Here is a 14,150-nt window from a genome sequence, read left to right on the forward strand (position 1 = left end):
CAGAATCAAACCCCGGCTTCAGGTGACTTCACCGAATCATTGCCGGTCACGGTCGCGGTTCTGGTCGCCGCTTCGGCGTTGGCTTTCAGCTTGCTCAGCTCTTCACCGGCGCGCTCGATCTTCGTGCGCACGTTGTTCATGTCCTGACGGCTTTTTTCCAGCAGGCTTTTCACCGAGCTGTGGCCGGTGATGCCTCGGGCCATGGCCACGCCGCCGATGGCCACCTGGATCAGGCCGAACACGCCGCCACGGCGAAGACCCTTTCCGACCATGATCACGCCGCCGGCCAGCGAGCCGATGCGCTCCCAGCCTTCGACGTTCTGTTCGGAACGGGTCTGGAACGGGGTGGATTCGATACGCTCGACGCGTTTGAGCTCGGTCATGATCTTTCTCCAGGCAATGAGTGATGGATAAACAAGCTGACTGCACCGGCAGTCAGCTCGTTCCATCGGATGTGCGGCGCTTCAGCGGAATTTCGGCCCGGAACGGGTGTTCAGGCCTTTGGCCATGCGGTCGTAGAGCACGACATTGACCGTGGCGGCGAGGTTCATGCAACCGGTGGTCGGGATGTACACGACGTCTTCGCACCAGTCGCGGATCTCCTGATCCAGCGAGCCGTCTTCGGGGCCGAAGATGTACAGGGCGCGATCCGGGTGGGTGTATTCCGGCAGCGGGCGGGCGCCGTCGACCAGTTCCACGGCGACCGGTACGCAATTGAGCGGCAGGATCTTTTTCAGGTCGTCGATGCCGATCAACGGGATGTCGTAGTGCACGCGCTTGGTGTCGGTGACGAAATCGGCGGCGCGTTCATAGCGCTTGCCGGTGTAGAACACGGTCGATACGCCGTAGCAGCCTGCGGCGCGCATCACCGAACCGACGTTTTCCGGTGATTTGGGGTTATACAAGCCAATGCAGCTGTACCGTTTGTCTGCCACGAGCGGAGTGCCTTCGGAAAAAAGAGGGCGATTATACGGGGATTGGGGGAGGGGTGTTCAGTTTGAGATTGGCGGTGTCTGCCAGGCCGCCTTCGCGAGCAGGCTCGCTCCCACAGATCGGTGTCGTACACAAAACCAATGTGGGAGCGAGCCTGCTCGCGAAAGGGCTGGGTCAGGCGCTGAAGATCTTCAGTCTTCTTTTTTCATCAACCCGGCCAGCGCCGCAAACGGGTTATGCGTGGCCTTGGCGATCTTCGGCGTGCTCAGCGAGCCTTCGCCGAAATACTGCTGATCGGTGTAGCGCGAATGTTCGTTGTCGTGGCAGTACAGGCACAGCAATTCCCAGTTGGAGCCGTCCTGCGGGTTGTTGTCGTGGTTGTGGTCGCGGTGATGCACGGTCAGTTCGCTCAGGCGCTTGCCGGAAAACTCGCGGGCGCAGCGGCCGCACACATGCGGGTACATCTTCAGGGCTTTGTCGCGATAGCCCATTTCCTTGTCGCGCTGGTTGTCGGCGAGGATGCGATCCAGCTTCGAAGTGTTGGTCGGGGTGGACGAACTCATGGGTTCACCTTGGTAGAAAGACTAATGACGGATGTGGGGAAGTTTAGCTCAGCCCGAGGCGTGTTCTGCAAGAAAGGAACAGCGCGCAAGTGCGGTTGGGAGTAGTCTGAGGCCAGTCCGGGGCCATTGGAGTCATCGATGAAGTGCAGCATTCTGGCAGCGATCATGCTGGCCGCTCTTTCGGCAACAGGCGCGCAGGCCCAGCAGGCGGTGCCCGTCAGTCCGACGCCGCAACCGGGTTCGCCCGGCACCGCAACACCGACACCGTATCCCCAGATCAGCCCGGTATCGATTCCCAAGGCCGGTCCCGGCAGTGGCGGGCCGCCGCTGGTGCCGATCGAAATGCCCAGCCCGCCGACCAGGGATCAGCCGGTGCCGGGTATCGACCAGCCCGAAGGCAAACCCAAATCCCCCGGCGGCTAGATCTGCTGCGCCGCCAGTTGGCCGTCGGCCATGCGCAGGCGTCTGGAGAGGGAAACGGCGAGGGCGCGAATGATCTTGGCGGCGATCTTCGGTGCGTCGTTGAGCATTTTTTCCAGCGAGTCCTTGCCGAGGTTGAGCAACTGACAGTTGCTCGCCGCCACACAGGTCGCCGAGCGCCGTTCGCCGTCGAGCACGGCCATCTCACCGAAGGCCCGTCCGCTGCGCAGAGTGGCCATGGTGATGACCTGACCGTCGGCGCCGATCTTCTGCACGGCCACCTGACCGGTGTGGATGATGCACATGAAGCTGCCGGCATCGCCTTCGCGAAAGATCGCCTCGCCTTCGGCCACGCTGCTGATGCTGAAGTAGCCCGAAGCGGCGGCGAAGTCCGCCAGTTGCAATTGGTCGAACAGGCCGCAGTCCATCAGCCAGTCGCGGATTTCGTTGTTCAGTAAGGTCGGTTCTGACATGTCGTTGCGGTCTTTTTGTTGTGTCGGGTTGCAGGCTCACCGGGAGCCGACTTGATTATCGGCTTCCGGTGTCCGGAATTAAGACCCGAGTGACCGGCGGAGTTCCTCAGGCGATGCCCAGAACCTTGAAAACAAATGCATATTCGAGGGCTACGTCACGTAATCCCTGATAACGCCCGCTCATGCCGCCGTGGCCAGCGCCCAGTTCGGTCTTGAGCAGCAGCGGATTGTCGTCGGTCTTGGTTGCGCGCAGCTTCGCGACCCACTTGGCCGCTTCCCAGTACTGCACGCGGCTGTCGTTGTAACCGGCGATCACCAGCGTCGCGGGATAAGCCTGGGCGGTGACGTTTTCGTACGGCGCGTAGGCTTTGATTCGTTCGTAGACCTCAGGCTCTTCAGGGTTGCCCCACTCGTCGTATTCGGTGACGGTCAGCGGCAGGTCCGGATCGAGCATGGTGTTGAGCACATCGACGAACGGCACTTCGGCGATTGCCACGCCGAACAGCTCCGGACACTGGTTGAGCACCGCACCGATCAGCAGGCCACCGGCGCTGCCGCCACTGATCGCCAGTTGCGGCGCGGTGGTGATGCCATTGAGGATCAGGAATTCGGCACAGGCAATGAAGTCGCTGAAGGTGTTCTGCTTGTGCTCCTGCTTGCCGGCGCGATACCAGGCTTCGCCCAGTTCACCACCGCCGCGCACGTGGGCAATGGCGAACGCCATGCCGCGATCCAGCAGACTCAGGCGGGCATGGGAAAACCACGGGTCGAGGCTCGAACCATAGGCGCCGTAGCCGTAGAGATACAGCGGCACCGGCTTGCCGAGCATTTCGCGTTTCATCACCAGGCTGATCGGCACCAGCGTGCCGTCCGGCGCGGTGGCCCACAGGCGCTGGCTGACGTAGGCGTCGGCGTCGAACGGGCCGAGCACCGGGGTTTCCTTGAGCACTGCCTGTTCGCCGGTAGCGAGGATCAGTTGCCGGACCTGGGCCGGGCGATTCAGCGCTTCATAGCGCAGGCGAATGCGGTCGCTTTCGAACTCCAGACTGTTTTGCACGTAGAGGCTGTAGGCCGCGTCCGGCAATTGCACGCGATAAGGCGCCAGACCGTGCGGGCGCACTTCGATGATTGGCAGTCCGCCTTCGCGCAGGCTCAGGGTCAGGGCTTCGGCGTTGAGGGTGACGCCATCGAGCATCACCGAATCGCTGTGGGGAATCAGGTTCTGCCAGTCGGATTCGCTCGGCGCGATGCCGGTGTCCGGCGCCTGATACAGGGCGAAGTTGATGCCGTCGCGGTTGGTGCGGATGAACCAGGTCCATTCACCGTCGAGTTTGCCGTGATCAACGTCGTATTCGTGATCCTCGACCCGTGGTGCCAGGCAGGTGAAAGGCTGGTGCGGCTGATTGGCATCCAGCGCCCAGACTTCGCTGGTGGTCTTGCTGCCCAGGGACAACAACAATTGCTGCTCGGAGCTGGAGCGGTAGCAATGCAGGAAGAAACGCCCGTCCGGCTCGTGGAACACCTCTTCGGCAGCGGTACCGTCGAGGCGGTAGCGGAACAGTTTGTGCGGGCGATGGGTGTCGTCGAGCACGCTGAAGAACAGGGTCAGACTGTCGTTGGCCCAGGTCATGCTGCCGTCGCAGTCCTGGAACTCCAGTTCGCTGACACGCTCGCTGGACAACTCCTTCACGAACAGCGTGTAAATCTCGTCGCCCGAGGCATCGACGCTGTAGGCCAGGCGCTGATGATCCGGGCTGATGCTGAACGCGCCGAGGGAGAAAAAGCCGCCATTGGCCAGGGCGTTCGGGTCGAGCAGCAGTTGTTCGCGGCTTTCGTCGAGGGTCAGGCTGTCGTCGGCCGGACGCGGGCAGCGGTAGTGACGCGGGTATTCGTCCCCCGCCGTGGTGCGGGTGTAATACAGATAAGGGCCCCACGGCGACGGCAGGGACAGGTCCGTTTCGAGGATCCGGCCCTTGATCTCCTCGAACAGGGTTTCGCGCAGTCCGGCCTGATCGGCGGTCTGCGCCTGCTGGTAGTCGTTTTCGGCCTTGAGGTAGTCGAGCACCGCGTCGGTGTCGCGTTCCTGCAGCCAGGCATACGGGTCGTGACCGGCATCCTTGCGGGCAATCGGGGCGCTGGTGACGTTGGCGGATACGGGCATGGAGGGCTCTCGAACATGACAAATGAGGACCGCACGGACGGCGGGGAAGCCTGATGTGCGAAAAGTCGTTACTATAAGCGCCTCTGTGCGACACGCGTAGCGTGTCTTCAAGACTTCGAGGTGGATGGTCATCTTGAAGGGCTGTTTGATTACCGCCAAGGCTGGAGTACCCAATCTCCAGAAACAAAACCAGACCCATAAGTCCAATGCCTTCAAGGACTTACCGTTGCGGCGGGGCATGCCCACAGTCGATCAGCATTCCACAATAGCGACTGGGAAGGATCTCTTTCTTTCTAGAATGCATCTTCAATCTTCGGTTCTTACAGAACCTCACCCCAGCGGGAAAGAATCCCCGCAAGGGTTTTCTCCTGCTTCCGAAACAGGAGGAAACACTTTTCTGAGCATGCTGACTCTGTCAGTTCCTGCTCATCCCTCTGAAGACTCGAGCGAAAGCTCTGTCTGTCATTGTCCATCCAGCTTGCACGCAAGTTGGCAGCGGACTCGTTGTACGACCAACGATAGCCTAGGAAGACATGCGTCATTGGCAACGATGAGGTGTGAAGCTTTTCTAACAACGTAGCCCCTGAAAAGGTCTGCAGCCACCGTGAGGGGATGTAGAGATGCTCGGAGCTGAACCGGGTTGAGGCGCAAGGCTGGTTGGCATGGGCAACATATGTGAACTGCTGATAAACGTCGTAATTATAAACAAGCCAAAACAGCTGTCAGGCTTGAGCCAAAAGGCAAAGTGATCGGATATCTCTGTAGAGGCTGGAGATACGTCGTCATCAAGATCACCGGCGAAAAGGCAGGCCCTAAACCAATCGTGTGACAGGCAGGGAACGTGGTAAGCCCGTATGGCTGCCTTCGGGCAGGTGAACCGCAAGGGGATCTGTTGGCTGTGCGGGTATGGGATCGCAGAGAAAGCGAAAGTCGATCTGTAATGGATCGGATAGGGGTTGAAACATCACCTCACGGGAAACCGGGCAGACTTCTGCGTGGTCTTTCGTCGCATGAACTCTGACTGAGTCTGTCTCAATAATTTCAGAAACCTGCGGTTGAGGTTTCCCATTCATCCAGCCCTGACGGGACGTCCATTCCCGTCAGGGGATGCGTACGTCTTCAGCTCAGGCAACTTGAGAGGAAGGCAGCATGAAAGTACACAGCCCCACGGCCGTGTCTGCGCCTTCCGGCGCTCCGCAACAGTGGCATGACATCGATTGGTGGCGTGTTCAGCGGAATGTCCGGGTGATGCAGTTACGGATTGCGAAGGCTTGTCGGGAAGGCAATTGGCGCAGGGTTAATTCCCTGCAACGAATGCTGACCCGCTCTCGTTCGGCCAGATATTTGGCCGTTCGGCGAGTCACTGAAAACCAGGGCAAGCGCACGGCAGGAGTCGACCGCGTGCTCTGGGATACACCCGATGCCAAATGGAAAGCGGCAAACGGGTTGAAGCGCCACGGATACAAGCCACGGCCGTTAAGGCGTGTCTTTATTCCGAAGTCAAATGGGAAGGAACGCCCTCTGGGAATTCCGACCATGACTGACAGGGCCATGCAGGCGTTGTATTTGCTGGCTCTGGCGCCCATTGCAGAAACCACCGGAGATCCGAACAGCTACGGCTTCAGGATTGAGCGCTCTACCGCAGACGCGATGGGACAGCTGTTCATCTGCTTATCCAAGAAGGTTTCGGCCGAATGGGTACTGGAGGCGGACATCAAAGGCTGCTTTGACCACATCAACCATGACTGGCTGATCGCCAATGTCCCTACGGACAAAACGATCCTCCGGAAATGGTTGAAGGCTGGAGTGATTCACAAAGGCCAGCTACAGGCAACGGACGCCGGTACGCCACAAGGCGGGATTATCTCGCCGACCTTGGCAAATATGGTGCTGGATGGACTGGAGTCACAGCTCAAGCAACATCTGGGCGTGACGAAAGCCAAGAAGCTGAAAATCAATGTGGTGCGTTATGCGGATGACTTCGTGATTACCGGAAGCTCGAAAGAGACACTGGAAAGCAAAATCAGACCTTGGGTGGAGCAGTTCCTCGCTGTGAGAGGACTGCAGCTGTCGCCCGAGAAAACCCGTGTCGTTCACATAGATGAAGGCTTCGACTTTCTGGGATGGAATTTCCGCAAGTACGAGGGAAAGCTCCTGATCAAGCCAAGCAAGAAAAACGTGAAAGCGTTCTATCGCAAGGTGAAGGATGTCATCAGTACCAACAAAACGGCGAAGCAAGAGGATCTGATCCAACGGCTGAATCCGATGCTGCGTGGGTGGGCGATGTACCACCAACCAGTGGTTGCCAAGAAGGCGTTTAGCAGAATGGATAATTCTGTTTTCCATGCGCTTTGGCGTTGGGCGAAAAGGAGACACCCAAATAAATCGTTGGAATGGGTCAGGAGAGGTTATTTCCAAGCCCATGAAGGCAAAAGTTGGGTATTTGCCACCATGGCGATGAGGGCGGACGGAACGAAAGCAATAGCTTCTCTGTACTCAATAGCGAGCACAACGATCGAACGGCATAGAAAGGTGAGCGGGGATTACAACCCCTTCGATCCTTCCATGGAGGAGATGGGAGAGAAACTGCGAATGGCACGAATGCTCAAAAAGCTGAAGTACCGAAAGCAGATAGTGAGGCTCTTCCAAACCCAAAATGGGCAATGCCCACTGTGCAAACAGCCGATCACCAAGGAAAGCGGGTGGCATGACCACCATATAATCCACCGCTCCCAAGGCGGTGGAGACACCTTGGATAACCGAGTACTATTGCATCCAGTTTGTCATCAGCAGCTACACAGCCGTGGATTGACAGTAAACAAGCCGGCTCCAAATGGGGCTTTTTAAAGACTTGAGCCGTATGCGTTGAAAGGCGCACGTACGGTTCTTAGGGGGAGGCAGACCAGTAATGGTCTGTCTCTACCCGACTTGCCTGCCTTGCCATGGACACCATGACCGAGAACGACTATCTGATCGCCTGGGGCCTCTACGCCTTTGCTGCCGTTGGCTGCCTGCTGGTGTGGATGCGCATGACCCGCTGGATGTGGCGCTGGCTGCGTGAGCCGCTGCGTGTGCTGGTGGCGGTGTTGCTGTTCAGCCCGACCATCATCGATCCGGTGAAGGAAAAATTCGCCCCGGCCGTCGCCATCACGGCGCTGGATCTGGCGTTCAAGGTGGGCAACAACGCCTGGCGCGCGATCTCCGAATTGCTCATGTACGCGATGATCGCGTTCGGCCTGTACCTGATTTTCGTGTTGATCCGCTTCCCGATCGAACGCGCTTCGAAGGCGCGCAAGGAACAGGCCGAAGCCGCCCGCGCAGCCGCCCGTGCCGATGACGAGCGCGACAGCGATCAACCGTTCGGCGGCGCCGGCGATGATCGTTATGGCCGGCCACCGCTGCCGGGCAATCCGCAGCGTCGGCGCGTCGAGCCGCGTCTGTAATCACGAGAGCCCGCACATGTGTGAACTATTGGGCATGAGCGCCAACGTGCCGACCGATATCGTGTTCAGCTTCACCGGGCTGATGCAGCGCGGTGGTCGCACCGGCCCGCACCGCGATGGCTGGGGTATTGCCTTCTATGAAGGTCGCGGATTGCGGCTGTTTCAGGATCCGGCGGCCAGCTGCGAGTCGGAAGTGGCCAATCTGGTGCAGCGTTATCCGATCAAGAGCGAAGTGGTGATCGGCCATATCCGCCAGGCCAATGTCGGCAAGGTCTGCCTGTCCAATACCCATCCGTTCGTCCGCGAACTGTGGGGACGCAACTGGTGCTTCGCGCACAACGGCCAGCTCGCCGACTTCACCCCGATCAAGAGTTTTTACCGTCCTGTGGGCGATACCGACAGCGAGGCGGCGTTCTGCGATTTGCTCAACCGCGTACGTGCAGCGTTTCCGGAACCGGTCGATATAGAAGTGCTGCTGCCGGATCTGGTCGCCGCATGCGCCGAATACCGCAGCAAAGGCGTATTCAACTGCCTGCTCAGCGACGGCGACTGGCTGTTCTGCTATTGCTCGACCAAACTTGCGCAGATCACCCGGCGCGCACCGTTCGGCCCGGCACGGCTCAAGGACGTTGATGTGATCGTCGATTTCCAGGCCGAAACCACGCCCAACGACGTGGTCACGGTCATTGCCACCGAACCTCTGACCGAAAACGAAACCTGGACCCGCTACGAACCGGGCCAATGGAGCCTGTGGCGACGCGGCGAATGCGTCCGTCAGGGCACGACCGAATAAAGGATCTTTCCTCGATGTTGCTCAGTTATCTACGGCTGGTGTTGTTTGCGGCGGGCCTGTTGATCGGTGTCCAGGTGCCGGGATTCATCAACGATTACGCCAAGCGGGTCGAGGCGCATCTGATCGAGGTGCAGACCGGCCTGCGCGGTTTCCAGGGTACCGCCGCGCAATTCTTCAAGGGAGATATGCAGGCACTGGTCGCCCATTACCGCGCCAGCGAAGACCCGGTGTTTCGCAGCGATGCCGACAGCCTGAGCACCTTGCTCAACCGTCAACTGGCGCTGGACAAGCAATTCCAGGCGATGCAGGGCCCCTGGTACATCCGCTTCCTGCAAGTGGTGCTGGCCGCCGATCCGGACATTCGCAAAGAGACCTGGAACGGCTACAGCTACCAGATTCTGCTGACACCGCAAGCGATGATCTGGGGCATGAGCGGCGCGATGCTGCTGTCGTTCGGTCTCGAATGCCTGTTCCGTCTGATCGACTGGGTGGTGCTGGGCGGCAAACGCCTGCGCCAGAGCCGGCCGATCGAAGACCGGGATGTGCGCGGGCTGTAAACCTCGAAGCATCGTTCCCACGCTGTGGGAACGATCAACTCAGAACGATGTAATCTGTTCCCACCTTGCGCGCATACCCCTCCAGCACCTGCTGACACAACGTCACGATCTCTTCGGCCCATTCCACGCCCACCCGCCACGACACCACCACTTGCAGATCGGGTGGCCGTTGATCGATGTCGAGCAGGGTCAGTTCGCCCCGCGCCAGTTCTTCGGCCACCAGCACCGGCGGCAATGCGCCGATACCAAAGCCGTCGCGCAACAACCGGGTGATCGCCGACACCGAGTTCACACAGTTCAAGCGTGGCGCCAGCACGCCCTGGGCCTGCATCAACGCCAGAATGTCCTGATGCGGCCGGGAGTTTTTCGAGTAGGTGATGATCCGTTCCTGCGCCAGATCGGCGAGGTTCGCGTAATCGCGGTTGTAGATCGATTGGCTGGCGACGATCCAGCCGATGGGATGGCTGGCCAGTTCCAGACTGCGCACGCTTTCATGACGCACCAGATCGGTTTGCAGGATCAGATCGAGAAAGCCTTTTTGCAACTGATCGCAGAGGTTCAGCGAGGTATCGGCCACCAGTTCGATTTCCACTCGTGGGTACAGATCGGTCATCTGCGCCACCAGCGGGCTCAGCCAGGTGTGAATCACCGTGTCCATCACCCCGATGCGCACCCGACCGACCTTGCTCGATCGGGTCTCGATGGACTGCTTCAACGCCTGCAGGGTGTCGAGCATCTGCTCGGCATAGTCCAGCACTTTCAGGCCTTCCGGCGTCAGGCTCACACCGCGCGAATCCCGCACAAACAGCTTCACCCCAAGCTCACCCTCAAGCACGGCAATGCGGCTGGAAATCGACGCCTGAGTGGTGAACAGCTTGTCGGCGGTCAGGCGGAAACTCTTCAGCCGGGCGACCCAGACGAAGGTCTCGAGAAACTTCAGGTTCATGGCAACAAATTTTTCTTATGTCTTGGGCGGGTTTTTATTCGTTGGACGCGGCCGGGTGACGCACCCAAGAATCGACGCATCCGGTTCCCACGATAGGCGTCGTCGGAGCTTCGAACAAGACCAATAAAAGCCTGCGGAGACATGCCATGAGTGCGCCCGACACCCTCGACCTCCCCAAGACCACGGCCCGTCCCGGCCCGTTCGACTGGTATCGCAACATCAATCAGCAGGAGCGCCGTACCTTCTGGAGCTGCAAGATCGGCTACGGTCTGGACGGCATGGACACCCAGATGCTCAGCTTCGTGGTGCCGACCCTGATCGCGATGTGGGGCATCACCACCGGCCAGGCCGGGTTGATTCATACCAGCACGTTGATCGCTTCGGCCATCGGCGGCTGGGTGGCGGGGATTCTCTCCGACCGCATCGGTCGCGTGCGCACGCTGCAACTGACAGTGCTGTGGTTCGCTTTTTTCACCTTCCTTTGCGGTTTTGCCCAGAACTACGAACAACTGCTGATCGCCCGCACCCTGATGGGCTTCGGTTTCGGTGGTGAGTGGACGGCCGGCGCGGTGCTGATCGGTGAAGTGATCCGCGCCAAGGATCGTGGCAAGGCGGTCGGCATGGTGCAATCGGGCTGGGCGCTCGGTTGGGGACTGACAGCGATTCTGTATGCGCTGCTGTTCTCGGTGTTGCCGCCGGAAGACGCGTGGCGTGCACTGTTCATCCTCGGCATCGTGCCGGCGGTGTTCGTGATTTTCGTCCGCCGTCTGGTGAAAGATCCCGAGATCTACCGCGAAGCCAAGGCCAGACAAACCCCGGACAACCCGTCGAAGTTCTACGAGATCTTCGCCCCCGGCATGCTTTTCACCACGTTTCGCGCCTCGCTGCTCACCACGGGTGCCCTCGGCGGTTATTACGCGATCACCTCCTGGCTGCCGACTTTTCTGAAGAATGAACGTGGCTTGAGCGTACTCGGCACCGGCGGTTATCTGGCGATGGTGATCATCGGCTCCTACGCCGGTTATGTGATCAGCGCCTATTTGACCGACCTGTTGGGACGCAAGAAGAACTTCATCCTGTTCGCGGTCGGCTCGTTCACCATCGTTCTGTTGTACACCCAGCTGCCGGTCAGTAACGGCGTGATGCTATGGCTGGGTTTCCCGCTGGGCTTCTTCGCCTCGGGGATTTTCAGTGGCATGGGGGCGTTTCTCACCGAGTTGTTTCCGACGCGGATTCGCGGTTCGGGGCAGGGTTTCTGCTACAACATCGGCCGGGCGCTGGCAGCGTTGTTCCCGTTGCTGATCGGGCTGCTCAGCCAGAAAGTACCGCTGAGTGTCGGCATCGGGGCCTTTGCGGCGGTGTCCTACGGCGTGGTGATCCTCTCGGCGCTGAGCCTGCCGGAAACCCGGGGCAAGCTACTGGACGCGCAGTAACTGATAACCTGCGACAACTGTCCTACGGCATAAAAAGATAACAGCTACAGGAGTGTTCACCGTGAGCCGCCTGCTATTGAACTGTGACATCGGCGAGAGCTTCGGCAGCTGGACCATGGGTCTGGACGCGGAAGTCATGCCCTTCATCGATTGCGCCAACATTGCCTGCGGCTTTCACGCCGGCGACCCGGGCATCATGCGCAAGACCGTCAGCCTTGCCCTGAGCCATGGCGTGCAGATCGGCGCGCATCCGGCCTATCAGGATCTGGTGGGTTTCGGTCGGCGCTCCATGGCTTACACCGCCCAGGAACTGCAAGACATCCTGCATTACCAGATCGGCGCCCTCGACGGCATTTGCCGCGCCCAGGGTGGCAAAGTCGGCTACGTCAAACCCCATGGCGCGATGTACAACGACATGATGGCCAACCCGGCGCAGTTGCGGGCGGTGATTCAGGCCGTCGCGGCTTACGATCGCAGTTTGCCGCTGATGCTGATGGCGACTCGTGACAACACCGCAGCACAACAGCTCGGTGACGAGTACGGCGTGACCCTGTGGTTCGAAGCCTTCGCCGACCGTGCCTACGACAGCGCGGGCCGACTGGTGTCGCGACAACTGCCGGGAGCGGTGCACCACGACGCCGAAACCATCATTGCACAGGCGCTGACCATCGCCCGTGGCGACAACCTGACCGCCAGCGACGGCAGTGCGCTGCATTTGCAGGCCAACACCTTGTGCGTGCATGGCGACAACGCCGGTTCAGTGGCGGCCGTGCAGCGCATTCGACAGGCCTTGAGCGAGCAGGGCGCACCATGAATCCGCGGGTGGAAGTGGTGGCAGTGGATTGTCTGATGCTGCGCCTGTTCGATGAAATCGCCGAGGCCAACATGCCGTGGATGCTCGCCGCCAGCGAGCGCTTGCGCACGGTATTTGGCGAGCATCTGATCGATCTGGTGCCGTCGTACACCACGTTGATGGTGCATTACGACCTGACGGCATTGAATCCGGGTCAGGCACGGGAGTTGATCGCCGAAGCGTTGATCGACCTGACGCCGAATGCGCGAACCGGCGGCCAGTGTCATGTGCTGCCGGTATGGTACGACCTGAGTGTCGGTCCGGAACTGAGCCTGCTGTCGCATCGCAGCGGTTTGTCGGTGGAAGAGGTGATCCGCCGCCACAGTGGTCGTGAATATCAGGTATTTGCGCTTGGATTTGCGCCGGGCTTCGCTTTCATGGGCCTGGTTGAAGAGGTGCTGGCCGCGCCGCGCCTGAATACGCCACGCAAAAAAGTCGCCGCCGGCAGCGTCGGCATCGCCGAGCGACAGACGGCCGCGTATCCCGTGGTGTCCCCCGGCGGCTGGAACCTGATCGGGCGCACGCCGGCAAAGCTGTTCGACCGCGAGCGAGAGGGTTACAGCCTGATGCAGCCCGGCGACACCGTACGCTTCGAAGCGGTGAGCCATGCCGAATTCATTCGGCTCGGCGGTGACGACACGCCTCTGGAGGCCCTGGCATGAGCCGACTGACGATTGAAGCGAGCACGCCGCTGTGCCTGTTGCAGGACGCCGGGCGTTTTGGCGTGCGTCATCTGGGCGTGACCCAGGGCGGTGCGGCGGACTGGCGGTCGATGGCCTGGGCCAACTGGCTGTTGGGCAATGACCTGGATTGGCCGGTGATCGAAATCACCCTCGGCGGGTTTGCGGTGGTGGCGCAGGACGACTGTCTGCTGGCATTGGCTGGCGCCGATCTGGGGGCGCAGATCGACGGCGAAGCATTGGCGCCATGGAGCAGTTTCAAACTGCGCAAAGGGCAGAAACTGCAATTGAATCAGCCATTGCTCGGGGCTCGGGCCTATTTGGCGGCGCCCGGTGGATTCATTGCGCCGAAAGTGCTGGGCAGCCGTGCCACCGTGGTGCGTGAGGAACTCGGCGGTCTCGATGGTTTTGGCTTGCCATTGGCCAAGGGCGCTTCGCTGAGTTATCAAGGTGAAACCCTATTGGTGCGCGAGCTCCCGGCAGCGCACCGACCGGATCTGCGTCTCGACGCGCCGCTGGATCTGGTGCTTGGCGCACAAATCGGCCAGTTCAGTGGGCAGAGCCTGTTCGATGCATTCAACCGTGTCTGGACGCTGGACAGCCGCGCTGATCGCATGGGCATTCGCCTGTTGGGGACGGCGTTGCAGTATCAGGGCAAACCGATGATTTCCGAGGGCATTCCGCTGGGCGCGGTGCAGGTGCCGCCGGACGGGCAGCCGATCGTGTTGCTCAATGACCGGCAGACCATTGGCGGGTATCCGCGCCTGGGTGCATTGACCCCTTTGGCGCTGGCGCGCCTGGCGCAGTGTCTGCCGGGGGCGAAGGTCAGATTGCGCCCGGTGGTGCAGGACGTCGCGCACCGGGAACATGTCGAATATCTGAAGCGCTTTTGATC

15 protein-coding genes are annotated in these 14,150 nt (G+C 60.3%); 9 read left to right on the forward strand and 6 right to left on the reverse strand.

Annotation, left to right across the window (positions count from 1 at the left end; genetic code table 11):
• Positions 1–5: 5 nt before the first annotated feature.
• The 3 genes from NWV16_RS07750 to NWV16_RS07760 form a co-directional block, all read right to left on the reverse strand.
• Positions 6–383: a DUF2892 domain-containing protein gene (locus NWV16_RS07750; RefSeq protein ID WP_065257664.1), complete on the reverse strand. Its 378-nt coding sequence runs from the start codon at positions 381–383 to the stop codon at positions 6–8.
• 81 nt (positions 384–464) lie between these two features.
• On the reverse strand, positions 465–935 hold the full coding sequence (locus tag NWV16_RS07755; RefSeq protein ID WP_007958066.1) for an RNA methyltransferase: 471 nt from the start codon (positions 933–935) through the stop codon (positions 465–467).
• A 189-nt stretch (positions 936–1,124) separates the two neighbouring features.
• A complete protein-coding gene (locus tag NWV16_RS07760) occupies positions 1,125–1,496 on the reverse strand; it encodes a YajD family HNH nuclease (protein WP_007944009.1) in 372 nt (123 codons plus the stop codon).
• A gap of 138 nt (positions 1,497–1,634) precedes the next feature.
• On the opposite strand from NWV16_RS07760, the gene NWV16_RS07765 reads away from it, so the two are divergent.
• Complete coding sequence (locus NWV16_RS07765) at positions 1,635–1,919, forward strand: hypothetical protein (RefSeq protein WP_260522581.1); 285 nt, start codon at positions 1,635–1,637, stop codon at positions 1,917–1,919.
• Here the strand turns inward: NWV16_RS07765 and NWV16_RS07770 are convergent.
• Positions 1,916–2,389, reverse strand: a complete 474-nt coding sequence (locus NWV16_RS07770; RefSeq protein WP_260522582.1) for a cyclic nucleotide-binding domain-containing protein — start codon at positions 2,387–2,389, stop codon at positions 1,916–1,918. The genes NWV16_RS07765 and NWV16_RS07770 overlap by 4 nt on opposite strands.
• Before the next feature lie 106 nt (positions 2,390–2,495).
• Positions 2,496–4,550: a S9 family peptidase gene (locus NWV16_RS07775; RefSeq protein WP_260522583.1), complete on the reverse strand. Its 2,055-nt coding sequence runs from the start codon at positions 4,548–4,550 to the stop codon at positions 2,496–2,498.
• Positions 4,551–5,699: 1,149 nt separating this feature from the next.
• On the opposite strand from NWV16_RS07775, the gene ltrA reads away from it, so the two are divergent.
• The 4 genes from ltrA to NWV16_RS07795 all read left to right on the forward strand — a co-directional run bounded on the left by ltrA (position 5,700) and on the right by NWV16_RS07795 (position 9,343).
• On the forward strand, positions 5,700–7,397 hold the full coding sequence (gene ltrA, locus NWV16_RS07780; protein ID WP_260522584.1) for a group II intron reverse transcriptase/maturase: 1,698 nt from the start codon (positions 5,700–5,702) through the stop codon (positions 7,395–7,397).
• Between the two features lie 95 nt (positions 7,398–7,492).
• On the forward strand, positions 7,493–7,993 hold the full coding sequence (locus tag NWV16_RS07785) for an MFS transporter (protein ID WP_260522585.1): 501 nt from the start codon (positions 7,493–7,495) through the stop codon (positions 7,991–7,993).
• 16 nt (positions 7,994–8,009) lie between these two features.
• Positions 8,010–8,786 (forward strand): class II glutamine amidotransferase, encoded by a 777-nt coding sequence (locus NWV16_RS07790; RefSeq protein ID WP_065258245.1) that lies wholly within the window; start codon positions 8,010–8,012, stop codon positions 8,784–8,786.
• Positions 8,787–8,800: 14 nt separating this feature from the next.
• Positions 8,801–9,343, forward strand: a complete 543-nt coding sequence (locus tag NWV16_RS07795) for a DUF2937 family protein (protein WP_260522586.1) — start codon at positions 8,801–8,803, stop codon at positions 9,341–9,343.
• Positions 9,344–9,377: 34 nt separating this feature from the next.
• On the opposite strand, the gene NWV16_RS07800 is transcribed toward NWV16_RS07795, so the two are convergent.
• Positions 9,378–10,289, reverse strand: a complete 912-nt coding sequence (locus tag NWV16_RS07800) for a LysR family transcriptional regulator (RefSeq protein ID WP_260522587.1) — start codon at positions 10,287–10,289, stop codon at positions 9,378–9,380.
• A gap of 146 nt (positions 10,290–10,435) precedes the next feature.
• Between NWV16_RS07800 and NWV16_RS07805 the strand changes: the two genes are divergently transcribed.
• The 4 genes from NWV16_RS07805 to NWV16_RS07820 all read left to right on the forward strand — a co-directional run bounded on the left by NWV16_RS07805 (position 10,436) and on the right by NWV16_RS07820 (position 14,148).
• Complete coding sequence (locus NWV16_RS07805; protein ID WP_260522588.1) at positions 10,436–11,722, forward strand: MFS transporter; 1,287 nt, start codon at positions 10,436–10,438, stop codon at positions 11,720–11,722.
• A gap of 61 nt (positions 11,723–11,783) precedes the next feature.
• Positions 11,784–12,536: a 5-oxoprolinase subunit PxpA gene (locus NWV16_RS07810; protein ID WP_260522589.1), complete on the forward strand. Its 753-nt coding sequence runs from the start codon at positions 11,784–11,786 to the stop codon at positions 12,534–12,536.
• Entirely contained in the window at positions 12,533–13,237 is a 705-nt protein-coding gene (locus NWV16_RS07815; RefSeq protein ID WP_260522590.1) for a 5-oxoprolinase subunit B family protein, read from the forward strand. The genes NWV16_RS07810 and NWV16_RS07815 overlap by 4 nt, the downstream gene beginning before the upstream one ends.
• The gene (locus tag NWV16_RS07820) at positions 13,234–14,148 is read left to right on the forward strand and encodes a biotin-dependent carboxyltransferase family protein (protein ID WP_260522591.1); all 915 of its coding nucleotides are present in this window, start codon (positions 13,234–13,236) and stop codon (positions 14,146–14,148) included. Before NWV16_RS07815 ends, NWV16_RS07820 begins: the two co-directional genes overlap by 4 nt.
• Positions 14,149–14,150 lie beyond the last annotated feature (2 nt).

This window comes from Pseudomonas sp. BW7P1, assembly GCF_024981055.1.
GTDB lineage: Bacteria > Pseudomonadota > Gammaproteobacteria > Pseudomonadales > Pseudomonadaceae > Aquipseudomonas > Aquipseudomonas bananamidigenes.

Bases quoted from the DNA above. Each gene is read 5' to 3' on its own strand.
- NWV16_RS07750 (WP_065257664.1), bottom strand. From the start codon at position 383: ATGACCGAGCTCAAACGCGTCGAGCGTATCGAATCCACCCCGTTCCAG.
- ltrA (WP_260522584.1), top strand. From the start codon at position 5,700: ATGAAAGTACACAGCCCCACGGCCGTGTCTGCGCCTTCCGGCGCTCCG.
- NWV16_RS07760 (WP_007944009.1), bottom strand. From the start codon at position 1,496: ATGAGTTCGTCCACCCCGACCAACACTTCGAAGCTGGATCGCATCCTC.
- NWV16_RS07775 (WP_260522583.1), bottom strand. From the start codon at position 4,550: ATGCCCGTATCCGCCAACGTCACCAGCGCCCCGATTGCCCGCAAGGAT.
- NWV16_RS07770 (WP_260522582.1), bottom strand. From the start codon at position 2,389: ATGTCAGAACCGACCTTACTGAACAACGAAATCCGCGACTGGCTGATG.
- NWV16_RS07800 (WP_260522587.1), bottom strand. From the start codon at position 10,289: ATGAACCTGAAGTTTCTCGAGACCTTCGTCTGGGTCGCCCGGCTGAAG.
- NWV16_RS07795 (WP_260522586.1), top strand. From the start codon at position 8,801: ATGTTGCTCAGTTATCTACGGCTGGTGTTGTTTGCGGCGGGCCTGTTG.
- NWV16_RS07805 (WP_260522588.1), top strand. From the start codon at position 10,436: ATGAGTGCGCCCGACACCCTCGACCTCCCCAAGACCACGGCCCGTCCC.
- NWV16_RS07765 (WP_260522581.1), top strand. From the start codon at position 1,635: ATGAAGTGCAGCATTCTGGCAGCGATCATGCTGGCCGCTCTTTCGGCA.
- NWV16_RS07815 (WP_260522590.1), top strand. From the start codon at position 12,533: ATGAATCCGCGGGTGGAAGTGGTGGCAGTGGATTGTCTGATGCTGCGC.
- NWV16_RS07785 (WP_260522585.1), top strand. From the start codon at position 7,493: ATGGACACCATGACCGAGAACGACTATCTGATCGCCTGGGGCCTCTAC.
- NWV16_RS07820 (WP_260522591.1), top strand. From the start codon at position 13,234: ATGAGCCGACTGACGATTGAAGCGAGCACGCCGCTGTGCCTGTTGCAG.
- NWV16_RS07790 (WP_065258245.1), top strand. From the start codon at position 8,010: ATGTGTGAACTATTGGGCATGAGCGCCAACGTGCCGACCGATATCGTG.